Raw genomic sequence first — 18,401 nt, forward strand, 5'->3', positions numbered from 1 at the left:
TTCAACGAGTATATAATAAATTTTTTAATTAAGAGTATTTCTCACACATTACAATCCATTAAGCACAACGCCCGGGCATAGCGCGGCTAGCTTTTCTAATTGTTGCTTTGTTTTAAAACACTCCCAAAAAGGAAAAGTCGCACATTGTTTGGGGCGTACTGGATAAATACGGCATCGCTTGGTTTCTTCTTCTAAAAACACACAAGCCCACCCGTTTTTTGCATCATGGGCGGGTTTTTCTAAAAGGCTATAAGCATTTTGGACTTTTCTAATGTATTTTAAAGTGAAAGTTTCAAAGGATAGATTTAAAAAGGCGCTAATGGCGCGCATTTGCTCCACACTCACAAAAACATACCCCCTTTTGCCTAAACAACACCTAGCCCCACAAGTAGTACAAGCATTTGGATTAAAAGAAAATGATCTCAACGCTCAATTGCTCCATAGTCAATATGAATCCCAAAGGCTAGTGCGAAGGCTTTGTTGGTTTTAGTGATGCTAAGGGGGAAATCTACTTGTACATGGGCACTCATACCCACGATATTATCTAAAAATTTATACAAATCATCTAAATAATTTGCCATAGCCTTAACCTCTAATTCTTCATGGAAAAAATGCCCTAAGGGGTCTATTTTGCGGTTTTTCTCTTGGATTTGTACATGGCTAAAATGTTGGTTTAAAATAGCACTAATGGCATTAGCCACTCTTTCATAACTAGGGGGTTTGAGTACATCTCTATTTTCTTGTCTAATAGAGTAGTAAGATCGAAGTACACTAGCAAAGTTCTTTTGCTGGCGCGTCTCAATAATGCGCTGTTGTTTGGCTTCTATATCTTGAGCTCTAAAATCTTTAATCTTAGGATAAAGCACCATGCTTATGCCCCCTGCTGCTATAATAATAAACAGCGCGCCAAAGATGAGGTTTTTAACCATGCCTTGAAAGGCGATGTCTTTATGGTAGTGGGTTTTAAAGAGGGCTTCTAGTTTTTGTACTTCTTGCATCAGTTAACCTTTTTTGCAATGAAGGGTAAAACAGATGAATTGATAGAAACAAAGCTAAACCAGCCATTGCTTAGCGGGTAAAATTCCACATGGCTATTTTCAAAGATCGAATCTAGTCTTTGTTGGATCGTTAATTCAAAAGATTGTTTGGAGGGGACAATCCCTTTAAGAATGAGGCTAGAGTAATCAATGGTGATAGATTGAATCGTAATACTATCTGGAATCATCTCTAAAACGCCCTTAATGGACTCTTTAATGTTGACAATGTAATTAGATTTATCCTGAACACCTTGCAGAGTTTGCATGGTGTTTGCAATGTCTTCTTTAAGCCGCAAAGTTTCATGGTTATAGATACTGCTTTGTACTTTTAAAATTTCTACATTACGGGCAACTAGCCAAGTGTATTTTTGTAAAGCATAAGTTGTGCCATAGATTGCCAACACAGAGAGTAAGATATAAAAAATCCAGATTTTGGTAAGCGAACTTACCATGCGTTTGACAAGTGGATTTCTATAACTCAGTTTCACGGTACTGCTCTTTTTTAGCCAAAATACTCATTTGCTCTGTAAGAGACATGGGGATACTCACCACATCTAACATAGTCTCTTCTGCAAGCGTTTCAATGAGTTGGTGGGAAATTTCATAAGTGTTTAAAATAACAACTTTCTCAATAAAATCATTGACATGGCAACTAGGATCGTCATAAACCGCTTTAATAGACTCTTGTAAGAACTGGACAATATTAGTTGCATGGAGCATGTTATCCACTAATGTCTCTGGATCGTCTGTGGGCTGTTCTTTGGATACAGGTTGGCCAAAATCCATATTCATCAAATTTGCCTCAATGGATTTTAAAAAAGATTGGAGCTTGTGCTCTTCTCGTTCATAAGCTTCTTTGTCCTCTTGTTGCATCTGCAACCCTAATTTAGCATCCTTTTCAAAATGATAAAATTTACTATAACAAATCTCCTTTTGATTACTAACCATTACAAGAAAGCGCGCATGTTCTAAAATAGCATAGATAACGATATTATCCTCTAACATGGGTTTGATAAAACTATACATCAATAAAAAAGGCGAAAAGAGATAATCAAATTCGCGCAAGTCAGAGTTAAAGGTGTTGACTTCTTGTTCCAAAGCCCTTTTAGTGATGAAAAAATAATAATTATCAATTTCAAGGATAACTAAATCTTTAGGGGTTGTTTCAGGGGGCAAATGCCGCTCTAAGTCTGTTTTTTTACACATACCCTGTTCTGTACTCTTTGGCATGCCACATAGATAGGAGAAGGGATAAGTTGTGAAAAAATCACTCGCATCTTTAAAGGCTCTAATTGTAACAAGGCCATTTTTTACCGGGTAGACTCTATCAATAATTTCACGGGTTTGCTTCCATTTAATGCGTTCAATGCGGCTTAAAAAAATATCGCTGTCATAATTAAAACACAAAAACACATCAGAGAAAAACAAAGCCCGCACATTGTCATAAAAAGCATCTTTAAGAGATTGCCACACCCCCACTATTTAACAACCTCCATGTGTGCTGCAAGTAAAGCCTTAGCCTCTGATAAATTCATGTCTTTTGGAATAAAGAAGGGCTCTAACATGTAATAATGGACTTTAGAAAAGGGTTTGGGGAGTTTAAAGCGATCCCAAGTGTTAAAAGTAAAGGCATTAGCAAAGATCACACGGCAAACCACAACCCCCACTCCGGTTTTTTGTGCTAAAGCCACCACCCCATCGGCAATGCTATGATAAGGCCCTTTGGGCCCATCTGGTGTAAGCCCTACATCTGCTCCCTCTTTTAAATGTTTCATGCCCTCTACTAACACCCGCACACCTCCCCTTTTAGAAGAACCTCTAATAGACATAAATCCAAAGCATTCATAAAGCCTTGCGGCTAAACTCCCGTCAAAATGTTGGCTAGCCACCACATACAAATTAGGCTTTTTTTTCAAGCGCAAATAAGCAAAGGGCAACATCGCAATTTCTCCATGCCAAAAACTGGCGATAAAAGATTGTTTTTCTAACCCTTGAGCCAAATAAAAGCGGTTTCTACAAGTCTTAAAAAGGCATGTCAAAACCCAATAAATTAACACCGGTACAGCCCGCAAAACAAAGCCATTTCTAAAGCGCTTTAACAAGGTTAAAATCCTCTATTAAACGCCCCTTTAACCTGCCTTTATGATGTGCTACTACTTGCACACGCACTAAATCCCCCACCCGTGCATTCAGCGCCTCAAAGCTTAATAGCCGTCCATTATCGCTACGGCCTTCTGCTAGGGGTTCTGTAATATTTTCTATTAATACTTGATGGACTTTCCCAACCTCACCTTTTGCCTTTTGTTCTAAAATCTCTCTATGGCGGCTTTGTAACCGTTCTAGATTATGGTGGGCGATGTTTTTTGGTACTTTTTCTAAATGATAGGCAGGGGTAAGCGGGCGTGCTGAATAAATAAAACTATAAAGCGTATCAAAACGCACCTGTTCTAACACCTCTAAAGTTTGTTCAAAATCCTGCTGTGTCTCACCCGGAAAACCCACAATAATGTCTGTGCTAATCCCTACATCTGGTACAAGACTTTTTAAACGGGTGATGCGATCTAAATACCACTCTTTGCTATATCCCCGCTTCATCGCCTTTAAAATAGCATTTGATCCACTCTGCAAGGGGATATGAATACTCTTACACACTTTAGGATTTTTAGCAAAACATTCTAAAAAGGCATTATCCATATGCAAAGGGTGGGGGGAGGTAAAACGGATGCGCTTTAAACCCTCTATCTGGCTAAGATTTTCTAAAAGGGCGCTAAAATTAACCTTGGGGTGCTTGCTACTAAAACGCACCCCATAATTATTCACATTTTGCCCTAAAAGTAAAATCTCTTTAACCCCTTGTTTGGCTAGTTTTTCTGCCTCTTTTAAAATCAAATCCATAGGGATAGAAATTTCTTTACCTCTTGTATGGGGTACAATGCAGTAAGTACAGTGTTTATCACAGCCAATGGAAATATTTAAAAGGGCTTTAACTTGGCTAGGGGCGTGGGTGTTAAAAACATAGGTGCTATCATCATGATCTAAAGAAATCTCAACGGCTTTTTCTCGTTTAATAATATCTGTAATCTTAGAAACATTGCGCGCCCCTAAAACAAAATCCACACTCGGGGCTTTTTGTAGAATTTGTGCACCCATATGGCTTGCGCTACACCCACACACGCCAATTTTAGCATGGGGCTTTTTAATCTTGGCAAACTGCCCGATCTCAGAAAAAAGCTTTCGTTCGGGTTTTTCGCGTACGCTGCAAGTATTAATTAAGATCAAATCAGCTTCTTTGGCCTCTTTTACCTCTACATAACCTACTTTACTTAACTCACCTATTAAATGCTGGCTATCGCGGGTATTCATCGCACAGCCCATGGTTTCTATATAAACTTTTTGGTGCATGGTTTAAATGATGTGGAGCTGGTAGATAAAATCCTTCTCATCTGAACTAACCTGTACTTCAGATAAATGCACACGGCAATTTTGCTTTTCTAAAAAAGCCACAGCTTGTAGCATATCCTTATGGGAGTTGGTGGGTGCAAAGTAAAAAATATGTTCTTTCTTAAGGGCTTTTTGGTAGAGTTCTTCTAAACTAATGCTATAAAGTTTACTTTGCTTTCTATCCATCTTAGCTAAACGCAATTCCATAAAACACCTCCAATGAACTAGCCGCCTAGCTTAGCGCATGTTGGCTTAAAAGCGTTTTTAAGCGCCATGCTAGTACGACCCTCTCCCCCTGTATCCATAAATCTTTCACACGGCGTGCATGTAAAAGCCAGTTTAAAATATAGGCAAGTGTGGGCTCTATTTGTCCAGAGAGGCCAAAGAGTGCCAAATCTGCATCCTTGCCCTTTTCTAAACTCCCGGTATTTAGCCCTAAGGCTTTACTAGCATGTAGAGTTGTACCTAATAAAACCTCTGGCAATAAATCTAATAAGGGTTTTTGAAATGACCATAGGGCGATGCGCAATTCCTCTAAAAAATTGATATTGTAATTAGAACTCTCTCCGTCAGTAGCGATAGCTATAGGGATGTTTAATTGCTTAGCTAATCCTGTTTTTAAAATTTTGCCACTTAAAAGGCGGTTAGAGCGCGGGCAGGTGATAAGGGTGGTTTGTGTACTAATACGCTTAGCATATTTTAAATGCTGGCGGTTTGCAAATAAAGCATGCACGAGTAATAAACGCTGGTTTTTAAAGAGGTCTAAAAATTCAAAAGGGCTTGCAAAACTAGGTGAGGGTACAACTTTTAAAATCTCTGTGTAAAAATGATTAAACCAACCTTGTTGGTTTTCTAGCCATTTTAATTCGGCCTGTGATTCTAAAAAGTGGGTGGAGATCACAGAACTTTTAAAGGTGTGTAAAACCTGTTTAGCCAAATCTTTATGTACCGAATAGGGCGCATGGATAGCAATAGCCGGGATAAAACGCGCACTTTTAAGTTGCTTAGTGAGGGTATGGCGCTGGCTAAAAGCTTTAAAATTAGAAGAAGTGGCCTGCCCCCCGATGAGCTCATCAAAAAAGACTACCCGCAAGGGCGAGTTTTTAAGGCAATACCGATCCAGCCCATAACTGCTAATAGCCCCCACACTGCCTACTCCGCTAAGAATCTGGGCATTAATAGTCTTTTGCATAGAAATTTGTGATTTTTCTAAAACCCTTGTACGCTTTTTAAGAAGAGAGCTAAGCCACCCTTCAAAACTCCCATACTCAAAGCATCTTTGGCCACTAAATTCAAAGTGTACATGCGGGTTTATAAAAGCAGGGAGTAAAAGTGCTTTTTTATCAAAGAAAACCGGGGCATTTGGATAGGTTTTACAAAGATATGTTATATCACCTAATTCTATAATTGTGCCTTTCTGTATCACCACACCCGCATTTGTTAAAATATCAAAGTTAGGGTTACAGGTTAAAACAAGCCCTGCGCCAATGATTTTAGTAGGCAAAAAGTACCCTCTCTCCTTGCAACACTTGGCACACCCGCCCCTTTAAAACTTCTCCTTCATAAATGCTTAAAGGGTTATTTACGCGAGTAGTTGCCTCTAAGTCTACTAACATCAAGCGGGCTTCTTTTCCTAGCGCTATTTCTCCATAATTAGCTTTCAAAAAGCAAGCAGGATTAGTTGCCATTAAAGTGATTAACTGCTTGAGTGTGAGGGTTTTATTGTGCACAAGGTGGGTATAAGCCAAAGGAAAGAGATGATCAATGCTTTGCATGCCAAAGGGGGCTTCTTCAAATATTGTTAAAGAGGGCGTGTGGGTGTAGTGTAGTGAGGTGAGCATGTCTATTTGGCCATTTTGCAAAGCGTGTTTGAGTGCCTCTTGTTGATCTTTACTTTTGAGGGGGGGCAAAATTTTAGCGCGTGAATCATAGCGCCTATAAATTTGCTCTTCTAAAATCAAATGGTGTAAGGGGGTTTGTATCAAAAGAGGCGCGCCTAAAGACTTAAAGGCCTGTGTAATTTGAAGCGCTTCTAATTCCACTACACTATCTAACATAGTAGGTAGTTGGGTGTGTAAAGCCATAGCTGCATACTTGCCCACTTCTTTAATTTGAATCAAGGGGCTTACACTGGGCAAACCTAATTCATAAGCTAAAGGACTAGAGTCCATGATAGCAAGAGTAGGCCGCCCCTCATAGCCACGCACCCCGCATACCAAAGGCAAACCAAGCATTTTGGCATAATCTAAAGCGGGTAAGAGTTTTTGCCCCTCTAAGTTATAAATATACAAACACGCCGGGCTATTTGGGGGTAATTGTCCATGTAACATGGCTAAATTTTGTAATCGTTCCTTATTGTTTAGAGGGTGAAAACAAATGGGGTCTTTAAAGGTAATAGCCTGCTCTAATGCAGCTTCTAGGGGGCTAGGGCTCTCTTGTTCTAAACTTAGAGGTTGCATGTCAGGTTCATTCAAAGAATATAAGGGGGTTAGATCAATGCCCATTAAAGTCCCCACACCCCCTTTTAAGGCCTGATTCTTAAGTTTTAGATAGGTTTGGGCTTGCAAATTATGTAAAAACACGCCTAAATCTACAAAACTAGGTAAGAGGGTATGTTGCTGGCAATCTATTACATTTTCATGTTGACTAGGGCTTAAAAAATTTTCTATTGCCACAATATAATCGCCCACCACCCGCACATCTACTTTTTCCCCCTCTGCTAATCTTGCATTTTTTAATACCAAAAAGATCTCCTATAATCGCAATAAAAAAGCGCCCAAACGATCCATCTGTCCGCTTATAATTAAAATCCCCATTAAAAGTAACACTAACCCTGAAATCTTTTCAATCCAATAAGCATATTGTCTAATCTTTTTAAGAAACCCTAAAGCTTGGTTGATCACCAAAGCCACGATTAAAAAAGGCACGCCAAAGCCTAGTACAAATACCCCTAATAATGCCATGCCATAAACATGCTGGGCTCCGCTTAGTAGTACAATGCTTGTAAAAATAGGGCCAATACAAGGAGTCCACCCTAGCGCAAAACTCATTCCAAGTACTAAGGGCACTAAACTTTGTAAAAACGGGTTTTTAAATTCCAAACGCATATCCCAAGTTTTGCTTTGATAGAGCAATTTAATGGGCAAAATCCCTAAAAAGTGTAGCCCAAATAAAATCACTAAAGATCCAGAAATTATGCGCGTCCATGTGCCATTTAAGTAGGCATGCATGATCTTAGCCATAGAAACCCCAATGAGCCAAAAGATCAGCCCAAAACCTAGCACAAATAAGCTAGCCTTAATCAAGATAGAAAAACGGCTAGCTTGGCCATTTTTAAGGTCTTCTAGGGAGGTTTGGGAGATATAAGACATGTAGGCTGGAATGAGGGGTAAAATACAGGGGCTTAAGAAGGCTAAAATCCCTGCAAAAAACGAGGCCACTAGGGGCATGTGATCAAAAATAGATAGTAAAGTATCCTCCAACATTTCAGTTATCCTAAGTGTTTTTTGCTATAATAACAAATCTTTAAGGATACTTAGCACTAAAAATAAGGATACTGACATACACCACATGCCGACAAATAACCCTGAAGAATCTCCCGTTTGTTCTTTTAAAGATTTGGGTTTGCACTCTAAAATCTTAAAATCTATTGCTGATGCGGGTTTTACTAGCCCTAGCCCTATCCAAGAAAAGGCCATTCCTGTTATCTTAGAGGGTAAAGATGTGATTGCCCAAGCCCAAACCGGTACCGGTAAAACCGCTGCTTTTGCTTTACCCATTATCCAAAACTTACAAAATGATAAAAGTATAGAAGCACTTATCATCACCCCCACGCGTGAACTAGCCATGCAAATTAGCGATGAGATTTTTAAGCTAGGTAAAAGTTCACGCACCCGCACTATTTGTGTTTATGGGGGGCAAAGCATTAAAAAGCAATGCGATCTTTTAGAGAGAAACCCACAAGTCATGATTGCTACCCCCGGACGACTCTTAGATCATCTAAAAAATAAACGGCTTAAGCGTTTTGCTCCTAGAGTAGTTGTATTAGATGAAAGCGATGAAATGCTAGACATGGGTTTTTTAGATGACATTGAAGAGATTTTTAATTATTTGCCAGAAGATGCCCAAATTTTGCTCTTCTCAGCAACCATGCCCGCTCCTATCAAAGACTTAGCCAACAAAATACTACAAGATCCGGTATCTATCCACATCGCCCCTACCCATGTAACTAATGCAGATATTTCCCAGCGTTTTTATGTTATCAATGAACATGAGCGCAATGAGGCAATCATGCGCTTACTAGATAAAGAAAATCACAGCAAAAGCATTATTTTTATGCGCATGAAAAGAGAAGTAGATGAGTTACACCAATTTTTAAGCGCTAAGGGCTATAAAACCACGCCTTTACACGGCGATATGGAACAACGCGCCCGCCGTGAATCTATCAAAGCTTTTAAATCTAAACTCGCTGATGTCTTGGTGGCTACGGATGTAGCCAGTCGTGGTTTAGATATTAGTGATGTGAGCCATGTTTTTAATTATCATTTACCCTTAAACACAGAGAGCTATATCCATCGCATTGGGCGTACTGGGCGCGCGGGTAAAAAGGGTGTGGCTATCACTTTAGTAACACCCCTAGAATATAAAGAACTCCAGCGCATGCAAAAAGACATCGGTTCTTCTATTGAGCTTTATGAAATCCCTAACATGAATGAAGATCGCTTGATTCAGGCTATCTCTAAGGTAGAAGTAGATGCAGAGGTGGTAAGTCTATACGAACAACTCACCGAGCAATTTGAGCCTTCTCAATTAGTGCTTAAACTCTTGAGTTTGCAATTTAAAAGCTATAAAGTTGATTTAGATCAGGTTTTAGCAGAACCCAAACCGGTTACGCGCCCTAAAAAACATGCCTCCAAAACTTATAAAAGTGGGCGCTTTAAAGACTCTAGACGCAGATATTAAGGTTAGATATGAATCATCGCTATATTTGGCAAGATAACGCCGTTATTCCATTTGATAAGGCTACAGTCCATGTGCTGAGTTATAGCCTGCACTATGCAAACGCTGTCTTTGAGGGTATCCGCGCCTATAAAGGTAGCGATGGCCTCTATGTTTTTAGATTACACGATCACATGCAAAGACTCTTAGATTCTTGTAAAACTTTGATGCTTGATCAGGTTTATAGTTTGGAGGCCTTAAAACAGGCTACTTTAGATCTTTTAAAAGCCAATGCTTGCATGGAGGATACTTATATCCGCCCGCTTGTATTCATGGGGCTTGGTAGTTTAGGGATTTGTAGTAATAATCCTCCTATCCATACCGTAATTGCCACAGTAACATGGAAACACAACCCTATAGAGGGCATTAAGGTTAAAACCAGTTCTTTTAGAAAAAACGATGTACAATCTAGCCCTAATAAAGCTAAGGCTAGCGCACATTATCTTAACTCCCAACTAGCCAAACAGGAGGCACTTCTGTGTGGGTTTGAAGATGCGTTGTTACTAGATAATCAAGGTTTTGTGGCTGAAGGTTCTGCTGAAAGTTTTTTTATGGTGCACCGCGATCAGCTCATCGTTCCTCCCCTAGATTATGCCCTAGATTCAATCACCCGCCAAACCGTTTTAGAATTAGCGACGCATTTACAAATCCCCACCATAGAGCGCCACATAGCACGGGAGGAAATTTATAGCGCGCAGGAAGCTTTTTTTGCAGGTACAGGGGCAGAAATTTTACCCATTCAATCTTTAGATTTTAGACCCATAGGTGGCCAAGAAAAACCCATTACTCAAGCTCTAGCAGAGGCGTATATGCAATTAGTCAGAGGCGAGCTTAGCGCACTTAAACACCATATAACGAAGGTGTAGGGGAAACACATGCCCATTGATCTAAACGAGCATTTGAAAAAAAAACAATCCAATCAATCAGAACCCCCTAAGATTCCTCCCAAAAATACCACCCCTCTTAAACCCCCATTCCCCCCTGTATTGCAATCTAAAAAGATCACTTATTTAATTATCTTTTTTATTCTCTTGGCTTTTTTATTGATCGCCAAACCTTTTACGGTGATTCAATCAGGCGAAATTGGAATTAAAATCACAGCCGGTAAATACGATCCCATTCCTTTACAACCGGGCATTCACTTTTTTGTCCCCATTGTGCAAGATATTTTAGTGATTGACACGCGCGTACGCACCATTAACTTTTCGCGTACAGAAGACATGGGCATTGTGGGCAAAAATCAAGGGATTTTTAGAAACGATGCGATCAATGTGATGGATTCTAGAGGGCTTACCGTTTCTATTGAGTTAACCGTGCAGTACCGCTTAAATGCTAAAACCACCCCCCAAACTATTGCCACCTATGGACTAAGCTGGGAGCAAAAGATCATTAATCCGGTTGTGCGCGATGTGGTGCGATCGGTGGTGGGGCGCTATCCAGCTGAGGATTTGCCCATTAAACGCAATGAAATTGCTGCTTTGATCAATACAGATATTAATAAAGAAGTTTCTAAGTTGCCTAATTCTCCGGTAGAGTTAAGTTCGATTCAACTTAGAGAAATTGTACTACCCCAAAAAATTAAAGAACAAATTGAAAAGGTACAAATTGCACGCCAAGAATCTGAGCGGGTTAAATATGAGGTAGAGCGCGCCAAACAAGAAGCCCAAAAACTCGCGGCTTTAGCAAAAGGTGAGGCGGATGCTAACCGCATTAAGGCACAGGGGGTAGCTGATGCAATTGTAATTGAGGCTAAGGCTAAATCTGCGGCTAATTTAAGTATCGGGCAAAGCCTTAATGATCGGCTCTTACAACTCCGCCAAATTGAGGTACAAGGGCAATTTAACGAAGCGCTTAAGGCTAATAAAGATGCTCAGATTTTACTAACCCCCGGGGGGGCAGTGCCTAATATTTGGCTAGATACAAAAAGTAAGCAAAAAGCCCTAGCAGGGCATGCAAACCAACATTAAGATTACATGCTCATCTCCACTCTTTTACAAACAGTTTTAGATCACCTAAAAATATTCTGGGAACAGGCTAGTCTTTTTGCTTTGGTGATCTTTGGGTTGCATTGTGCTTTTTTTCTTGGCTTTTTTATTCTAGGATTGTATTTTAGGGGATTTACATCTACTCTATTGCATTTAATCGCTCTTGTCTTTTTATTAGGAACGCCCTTTGGAGTGCGCTATATTTTAGAGCAACAGCTTTTTAAAATCCAAGCCACCGTACAACAAGCTTTTTCTTTCACTTATACAAGTGCTTTTGTTGCTAAGGTGCGGATTAAAAATGAGGGTTATTTACCCATCCGCAAATGTTTTTTACGCCTAGATGTGTTGTTGCCCTCTACTAATAAATTCCAGAGTTTTTTACACCAGTGGATTTTTGCACATTCCTATATCCAACCTTTCCAACTCTTTTTACCACCCCACAAAGAACAAAATCTGGTTATGAATATCGAGCCCTATCCTTATAAACAAGCTTCTTTTAAACTTTCTAGTACCTGCCACTAGTTTTATTAACTAAACTTAGTTAGAATGGTCAAATCTTATTTTTAAAGGATATAGCATGGCAGTTGGCATCTTCTATGGCACAGATAGCGGGAATGCAGAAACAGTGAGCAATAAAATCGCAACACATTTTAGTGGCGCAAAAGTCTTTGATGTGAGCAAGGCTAGTAAAGGCGATTTTGATGGCTTTAGTTCTGTGATTTTGGTTGCGCCTACAGCAGGGGCGGGGGATTTACAAAGCGACTGGGAAGAATTTTTAGGGACACTAGATGCATCCAATTTTGCTAATAAAACCATTGCTCTAGTGGGACTAGGCGATCAAGATACTTACTCTGAAACCTTTGCTGAGGGCATTTTTCATATCTATGAAAAAGCTAAGGCGGGTAAAGTTGTGGGCTTTACTTCCACAGATGGGTATACCTTTGAGGGGTCTAAATCTGTAGAGGGTGGTAAATTTGTAGGGCTTGTGCTAGATGTGGATAACCAAGATGAATTAACAGATGGGCGCATTAGTGCTTGGGTTAATGAAATTAAGGGGCAGTTGAATTAGCCTTTTTAAAAACTTGTAGGGAGGAGGGGTTTTTCAGGTTTGTTTATCATGAGTATGTGTAACAACCTTTTGATCTCATTATAAGGAAACCTATGCGACCTAGACGGTGTTATTTGCACCCTGAAATGATCTTCTTAGCCTTTCTAGGAGTTTTGGGCTTTTCTGCTTGTGGTTCTAATCCTCCCCACAAAAGAGATGTTTTTTTGCAAAACATGCCAGCTTGGATGGTAGAAGATCGCAGCATGTTTGTTACCCAAGGCATTGATAGCTCCCATGTTATTGACGGACAAGTGGAGCGCTCAGAGGGAATAGCCAGAGAACGGGCGCGTTTCCGTGTAGCGGAGCACATCGCTAATAAGATTAAAGAAATCTACACAAAAGATCAAAATGCCGACCAAAAATCCTATGATAGCGAAGTCTTTTCAGAGATCACGCAGGCAATCGCTGCTAGTTTTGATAAATGGGTGCAATTAGGGGAGTATATTAACCCTAATAACCAAGAGGTGTTTATGCTCATGCGAGTAGATGGCTATAGCCCCGGTGTTTTACAAGATAGACTTGAAAAAATAGAGTCTCTAAGTACGCAGACCATTAAGGACATTATACAATCTGTAAAAACCATCTTTAAAGAGGCCATAGATTATGGTGATATTAAGGTTCCACAAAGCATGTAAGCACTACCTAATAGGTAGTGTGCTTAGAGGTTTTACTTGGTAGGGCGCGGTTAGATTTGATTCTAGTTACACCTTATTATTTAGATTGAGTTGTCCTTGTGTTAGACTGCCCCTTAGCCTATTAAACGAGGGTGTGTTGTATTTTTTAAAATCGTGGTATACGCGGCCTATTGTGTCTATGGTTTTGCTTGTTTGGGGGTGGGCTGGAGCTGATAATTTGCAAATACAACACCTCAAAGAAGAATATAAGCGTATCGAGCACCAGATTGATTCTAGCAATAGCATTTGGTTGAAAAAATTTAGTAATGCTGAAAGTTATGAGGAAATTTATACAGAGATCCAAAGCGTCCAGCGCCAACTCAAAACTCTTGACAGCAAGAAAGATAGCGATACGCTTAAAATTAATACACTAAAGCATGTTTTACAAGCCCTTAAACACCAAGAGGAATTACTCGAACGCTATAAGATGAATCCTTTTAAAGACCTTGTAGAAAAACCCAGTATCCCTAACATTCCTAGTATCACTAACCCTATTGCAATTGTGGAGGGGATTTCCTTTATTAAAAAAATCAAAGCCCAGTATAGTGTCATGAAGTCTCACCAAAAGAGTTTACAAGCTATCTTAGCCTTAATCAACAAAAAGTTAGAGATTCTAACCCAATTAGAATCTAAAGAGGAGGGCGAAGCTTCTAAGAAAGAAAAACTTGCTAAGCAAATTTATCAAGAACAGATCAAAAAGATTGAATTACAAGGCGCACAAAATCTTTTAAAAATCAGCATTGATGTTTTTGCTAAGGATATTGAAGAAGCTAGCTTAAATGTCAACTCCCAAATTAAAGATCAAATCCTTAAATTAATCTATGTTGTTTTAATCGCCTTAGTTAGCATCGTTTTGGCATGGGCTTTAAAAATCATTAGCCATAAATATATCCATAGCAACGAACGCGCCTACACCATTAACAAGGCGATTAACTTTGTCAACGCTAATGTCGTGGTGTTGATTTTTTTATTTGCCTATCTTGAAAATGTTTCTTATTTAGTTACTGTGCTAGGTTTTGCTAGTGCCGGGCTAGCCATTGCCATGCGCGATTTATTCATGAGTCTTTTAGGGTGGTTTACCATTATCATAGATGGCAATATCCATGTGGGCGATCGAATCAAAGTATCTAAGGATGGCAACACCTATGTAGGAGATGTACTAGATATTTCTGCGCTTTACATCACAATCTTAGAGGAAGTAACCCTTACTAGTTCTAAGGAGAATAGCTATCGCGCGGGGCGGATTATTTTTATCCCTAATAATTATATTTTTACTAACCTCCTTTCAAACTATAGCCATGCGGGCATGAAAACCGTGTGGGACGGGATTGATTTTTTTGTTACCTTTGATTCTAATTATAAAAAGGCTATGGAAATTGCTCTTAGCGTTGCTAATGTCCATGCCAAGCAATATACCGAGATGACCTATAAACAAATGAGTAACATGCGCACGAGGTATTCTTTGCGCAACACCAGCGCTAATCCGCGCGTCTTCATGGCTTTAGAAAAAGACGGGGTTCATATCAGTATATGGTATCAAACAAATTCATACGCCACTTTAGTACTCAAGTCTAAAATTTCGGCTGATATTTTAGATGCGCTTTTGAAAGAACCCGATATTTTTGTAGCCTACAACACAACCAAGTTTATTAAAGAAGGTGGGGATGGTTTTGCCAATAAAGAGCATAGGATTTTATGATGAAACAAAAAGTCTATTTTAAAACCTTTGGATGCCGCACTAATCTATTTGATACTCAGGTTATGCTAGCGCATTTAAAGGATTTTGAAACTACAAATCATGAGGAGGAGGCACAAATCATTATTCTTAACTCCTGCACGGTTACTAATGATGCAGATTATAGCGCTAGAAGTTATGCTAAAAAAGCCACCCGTTTAGGTAAAAAGGTGTATTTTACCGGCTGTGGGGCAAATACACAGGGGTTAGAACTCTTTAAAAGCGGGCATGTCTTTGGAGTCTTTGGCCATGATCACAAAGAAGAGATTAATGCTTTACTCCAAGAAAAACAGGGATTTTTTTATGAAGACAAACAAGAACACTTAGATCAAATCCTTTTATCTAATTTTGTTGGTAAAACACGCGCATTTGTCAAGATTCAAGAGGGCTGTGATTTTCGCTGTAGTTATTGTATTATCCCAACTGTGAGGGGACAATCTAGAAGTTTGAATCAAGATCATGTTTTAAAACAAATTGAGATGTTATCCCAAGCAGGGGTATTAGAAGTGGTGCTTACAGGGACTAATGTAGGCAGTTATGGGCTTGATAGAAACACTAATTTAGCCCGTCTAATTCTTAAAATTGCGGATTTAACCCCTATTAAACGGGTGCGTATTGGTAGTTTAGAGCCTAGCCAAATCAATACAGAATTTTTAGAGCTTTTAGATCACCCCATTTTAGAGCGGCATTTGCATATCGCGCTCCAACACAGCCATGACAACATGTTAAGGCGCATGCGGCGGCGTAACCGCGTGAATAGCGATATTAAGCTTTTAGAAAAGATAGCTTCTAAAGGTTTTGCAATTGGTACAGATTTTATTGTAGGCCATCCTTATGAAGATGAATTAACTTGGCAAGAAGCGTTATTAAACTTTAAACAACTCCGCCTAACCCATATCCACCCCTTTATCTATAGCGTGCGTGATAATACCCCCTCTAGTAAAATGCCTTTAAATGCACGCGTTCCGGGTAATATTGCTAAAACTAGATTAGATCAAATCAAAACCCATGTGGCTATGCAAAATCTGGCATTTAGACAACAACTTAAAGAAAACAGAGAGGTTTTAGAGGTGATCGTGGAGAATTTTAAAGAACCCTATTATCGCGGCTATGATCAGTATTTTAACCCGGTTAAAATCCTCTCTAAGCAAAATTTACAAGGGCTTGTATACTTAAATACCTATGAAGTGAGGGCTGATGCCAACTATGCTACGCTCTAAAAAAGCCCTGATTGGGGGGTTTGCCTTATTAGTAGGGGTGATTTTTATTGCATTCTTATTTTTTAGAGAACCTACAGAGCTTGTGAGTATCCGTGATTTTAATGCGCTTTTGCATTCTGATAAAATCCAAAGTATCAAAATTGATAGCCACTATATTTATCTTAAGATCAATTTTAAGATTTATAAAACCGCGCGGCTAGGTTGGAAAGATTCCATGCAATTTCCTACAAATATCCCCATTGAAGTGTTACAAGAGAGTAAAACAACAGAGCAATTATTAGATTTAGTCATTATTTTCTTCTTTCTGGTGCTTTTGGCTATTTTGTTGCGTTTTGTATGGAGCAGAAAAACTTTACTACAACCCTCCTATGAAACCCCCAAGCTCCAAAACACCCCCCTGCCCTCTTTACACGCGACCTTGCCCAATGTGAGGTTTGCAGATGTAGCTGGCACTAAGGAAGTTAAAGAGGAGCTGTATGAAATTGTGGATTATCTTAAAAATCCTAAAAAATACCAAGAGCTTAAGATTAAACTACCTAAGGGTGTATTGTTAGTGGGCCCTCCGGGTGTGGGCAAAACCATGATTGCTAAAGCTTTAGCCTCTGAGGCCAAAGTGCCTTTTTTTTATCATAGCGGGAGCGCATTTGTACAAATTTATGTGGGTGTGGGGGCTAAGCGGGTGCGCGAATTATTTGCCAAAGCCAAAGCCTTTAGCCCCTCCATTGTTTTTATTGATGAAATTGATGCGGTGGGTAAGGCCAGAGGCCACCAGCGCAACGATGAAAGAGAAGCCACGCTCAACCAACTTTTAACAGAAATGGATGGCTTTGAGGAAAGCGCGCAAGTGATTGTGATTGGTGCGACTAATAAAATAGATGTGATTGATGAAGCGCTTTTAAGAAGTGGCCGTTTTGATCGGCGCATTTTTATCTCTCTACCCGATCTAGAGGAAAGAGTTCAGATTCTACAATCTTATTTGAAAGATAAAAACCACACCCTAGATTGCATGGAGGTGGCTAAAATCTGTGTGGGCTTTAGCGGGGCGATGTTAGCCTCTTTAGTCAATGAAAGCGCGCTTAATGCATTAAGGCATAATACGCAGGTTATCACCATGAGAGATATTTTAGAAGTAAAAGATAAAATCGCTTTTGGCAAAAAGAAGAATGTCGCTCTAAGCGAACAAGAAAAGAATCTCTATGCGCTTTATCAGAGTGCTAAGGCGCTTAGTGCTTATTGGTTAGAAGTGGCATTTGATAAAGTTTTATTAGTGGGGGATTTTCTCATCGCTAGCGATCAAAGGATTTTAAGCAAAAGCGAGATGAATAATAATATCAAAGTCTATTTAAGTGGCATGATCATTTTAGAACTTTTCTTCCAAGAACACTACACTTTAGCCAAAGACGATCTTAAACATGCCCTTGAGATAGCCAAACGCATGTGTGAGGAATATGGCATGGGGGATAAGTTTATCGGGGATCGATCGGATATGGAGGCTTTATTAAGCACGCTTTATAAAGAACAACGGGATTTTTTAAGTAATTCTAGAATGCAGGTAGAGGCTATGGCTAAGATTTTATTAGAAAAAGAAAAGCTCTCTAAGTCTCAAATGCAAGAAATCTTGCGCTCTTTTGTGTGATGCATTATTTTAGTGGCTTTTGTTTTAGAGGGGAAAAATGGTTATTTGATTGGATTTTAAAACCTTATAGGCTTTATAACATCGCCGGCTTTAGCTATGGGGCTATCAATGCCCTTGAGTTTGCCTATAAACAAGTTAAACAGGGTTTACGGGTACAAAAACTCTTTTTAATTTCTCCTTGCATGCTAGCCTTTAAACCTAAAGTCTTTAAGCGCTTACAAATCTTAAGTTATCAAAAAAATCCGTCCCTTTATGTGCGCTCTTTTTTACAAAACATTGGTTGGAATAGCCTACTTGATCTTAACCCTCATTTAGCGCGCTTTACACATTTAGGCAGTTTAGAGGATTTAAAAATTCTCTTAGAATACACCTATAGCACAGAAAAATTAGCGTTTTTATGCGATGAAGGCATCTCTATTAGCGTGTTTTTAGGGTTAGAAGATAATTTACTAGATGTTAAAGAAGCCTTGCATTGTTTTAAACCCTATGCAAGTGTGTGGCAGTTTAAGGGGGCTAATCATCTACTACAAAAGTCGCCAATTGTTTACTAGGCCACATGATTTTTTT

At 39.4% G+C, this 18,401-nt stretch carries 20 protein-coding genes; 10 read left to right on the forward strand and 10 right to left on the reverse strand.

All coding sequences use genetic code 11. The features are described 5' to 3' along the window. Window positions 1-48 precede the first annotated feature (48 nt). From G6Q06_RS02915 to G6Q06_RS02960, 10 genes are read right to left on the reverse strand one after another with little or no spacing between them, the layout of a single operon-like run. A complete protein-coding gene (locus G6Q06_RS02915) occupies window positions 49-426 on the reverse strand; it encodes a YkgJ family cysteine cluster protein (protein WP_163565667.1) in 378 nt (125 codons plus the stop codon). Next, complete coding sequence (locus G6Q06_RS02920) at window positions 423-998, reverse strand: hypothetical protein (RefSeq protein WP_163565668.1); 576 nt, start codon at window positions 996-998, stop codon at window positions 423-425. Before G6Q06_RS02920 ends, G6Q06_RS02915 begins: the two co-directional genes overlap by 4 nt. Next, complete coding sequence (locus tag G6Q06_RS02925; protein WP_240328736.1) at window positions 998-1,525, reverse strand: hypothetical protein; 528 nt, start codon at window positions 1,523-1,525, stop codon at window positions 998-1,000. The genes G6Q06_RS02920 and G6Q06_RS02925 overlap by 1 nt, the downstream gene beginning before the upstream one ends. Continuing rightward, window positions 1,509-2,516: a hypothetical protein gene (locus G6Q06_RS02930; protein WP_240329177.1), complete on the reverse strand. Its 1,008-nt coding sequence runs from the start codon at window positions 2,514-2,516 to the stop codon at window positions 1,509-1,511. Before G6Q06_RS02930 ends, G6Q06_RS02925 begins: the two co-directional genes overlap by 17 nt. Next, the gene (locus G6Q06_RS02935) at window positions 2,516-3,139 is read right to left on the reverse strand and encodes a lysophospholipid acyltransferase family protein (RefSeq protein WP_163565669.1); all 624 of its coding nucleotides are present in this window, start codon (window positions 3,137-3,139) and stop codon (window positions 2,516-2,518) included. Before G6Q06_RS02935 ends, G6Q06_RS02930 begins: the two co-directional genes overlap by 1 nt. Continuing rightward, window positions 3,123-4,439 carry a tRNA (N6-isopentenyl adenosine(37)-C2)-methylthiotransferase MiaB gene (gene miaB, locus G6Q06_RS02940; RefSeq protein ID WP_163565670.1) on the reverse strand — a complete coding sequence of 439 codons (1,317 nt, stop codon included), beginning with the start codon at window positions 4,437-4,439 and terminating at the stop codon, window positions 3,123-3,125. The genes G6Q06_RS02935 and miaB overlap by 17 nt, the downstream gene beginning before the upstream one ends. A 3-nt stretch (window positions 4,440-4,442) precedes the next feature. After that, window positions 4,443-4,685 carry an HP0268 family nuclease gene (locus G6Q06_RS02945; protein WP_006564810.1) on the reverse strand — a complete coding sequence of 81 codons (243 nt, stop codon included), beginning with the start codon at window positions 4,683-4,685 and terminating at the stop codon, window positions 4,443-4,445. Between the two features lie 25 nt (window positions 4,686-4,710). Continuing rightward, window positions 4,711-5,982: an aminofutalosine deaminase family hydrolase gene (gene mqnF, locus G6Q06_RS02950; RefSeq protein WP_163565671.1), complete on the reverse strand. Its 1,272-nt coding sequence runs from the start codon at window positions 5,980-5,982 to the stop codon at window positions 4,711-4,713. After that, a complete protein-coding gene (locus G6Q06_RS02955; RefSeq protein WP_163565672.1) occupies window positions 5,972-7,222 on the reverse strand; it encodes an amidohydrolase family protein in 1,251 nt (416 codons plus the stop codon). Before G6Q06_RS02955 ends, mqnF begins: the two co-directional genes overlap by 11 nt. A 9-nt stretch (window positions 7,223-7,231) precedes the next feature. After that, window positions 7,232-7,963 carry a cytochrome c biogenesis protein CcdA gene (locus tag G6Q06_RS02960; protein WP_163565673.1) on the reverse strand — a complete coding sequence of 244 codons (732 nt, stop codon included), beginning with the start codon at window positions 7,961-7,963 and terminating at the stop codon, window positions 7,232-7,234. Window positions 7,964-8,048: 85 nt separating this feature from the next. Here G6Q06_RS02960 and G6Q06_RS02965 point away from each other — a divergent pair, with 85 nt between their 5' ends. The 10 genes from G6Q06_RS02965 (at window position 8,049) to bioV (ending at window position 18,385) form a co-directional block, all read left to right on the forward strand. Further along, a complete protein-coding gene (locus G6Q06_RS02965; protein WP_163565674.1) occupies window positions 8,049-9,440 on the forward strand; it encodes a DEAD/DEAH box helicase in 1,392 nt (463 codons plus the stop codon). Between the two features lie 8 nt (window positions 9,441-9,448). Next, window positions 9,449-10,342, forward strand: coding sequence for a branched-chain amino acid transaminase (locus G6Q06_RS02970; RefSeq protein WP_163565675.1), 894 nt, complete (start codon window positions 9,449-9,451; stop codon window positions 10,340-10,342). Between the two features lie 9 nt (window positions 10,343-10,351). Continuing rightward, window positions 10,352-11,443, forward strand: coding sequence for a prohibitin family protein (locus G6Q06_RS02975; RefSeq protein ID WP_163533734.1), 1,092 nt, complete (start codon window positions 10,352-10,354; stop codon window positions 11,441-11,443). A 6-nt stretch (window positions 11,444-11,449) separates the two neighbouring features. Then, the gene (locus G6Q06_RS02980) at window positions 11,450-11,983 is read left to right on the forward strand and encodes a DUF2393 family protein (protein WP_240329178.1); all 534 of its coding nucleotides are present in this window, start codon (window positions 11,450-11,452) and stop codon (window positions 11,981-11,983) included. A gap of 55 nt (window positions 11,984-12,038) precedes the next feature. Next, window positions 12,039-12,530, forward strand: a complete 492-nt coding sequence (locus tag G6Q06_RS02985) for a flavodoxin (RefSeq protein WP_163534496.1) — start codon at window positions 12,039-12,041, stop codon at window positions 12,528-12,530. A gap of 92 nt (window positions 12,531-12,622) precedes the next feature. After that, window positions 12,623-13,204: a hypothetical protein gene (locus tag G6Q06_RS02990; protein ID WP_163565676.1), complete on the forward strand. Its 582-nt coding sequence runs from the start codon at window positions 12,623-12,625 to the stop codon at window positions 13,202-13,204. A gap of 178 nt (window positions 13,205-13,382) precedes the next feature. Continuing rightward, window positions 13,383-14,942 (forward strand): mechanosensitive ion channel domain-containing protein, encoded by a 1,560-nt coding sequence (locus tag G6Q06_RS02995; RefSeq protein ID WP_205435840.1) that lies wholly within the window; start codon window positions 13,383-13,385, stop codon window positions 14,940-14,942. Continuing rightward, window positions 14,939-16,198 (forward strand): tRNA (N(6)-L-threonylcarbamoyladenosine(37)-C(2))-methylthiotransferase MtaB, encoded by a 1,260-nt coding sequence (gene mtaB / locus G6Q06_RS03000; RefSeq protein ID WP_163565678.1) that lies wholly within the window; start codon window positions 14,939-14,941, stop codon window positions 16,196-16,198. The genes G6Q06_RS02995 and mtaB overlap by 4 nt, the downstream gene beginning before the upstream one ends. Further along, on the forward strand, window positions 16,185-17,834 hold the full coding sequence (locus G6Q06_RS03005; RefSeq protein ID WP_205435843.1) for an AAA family ATPase: 1,650 nt from the start codon (window positions 16,185-16,187) through the stop codon (window positions 17,832-17,834). The genes mtaB and G6Q06_RS03005 overlap by 14 nt, the downstream gene beginning before the upstream one ends. Continuing rightward, complete coding sequence (gene bioV / locus G6Q06_RS03010; RefSeq protein ID WP_163565679.1) at window positions 17,834-18,385, forward strand: pimelyl-ACP methyl ester esterase BioV; 552 nt, start codon at window positions 17,834-17,836, stop codon at window positions 18,383-18,385. The genes G6Q06_RS03005 and bioV overlap by 1 nt, the downstream gene beginning before the upstream one ends. The last annotated feature ends 16 nt before the right edge of the window (window positions 18,386-18,401 follow it).

The sequence above is a fragment of the Helicobacter suis genome (genome assembly GCF_902196135.1).
GTDB lineage: Bacteria > Campylobacterota > Campylobacteria > Campylobacterales > Helicobacteraceae > Helicobacter > Helicobacter suis_A.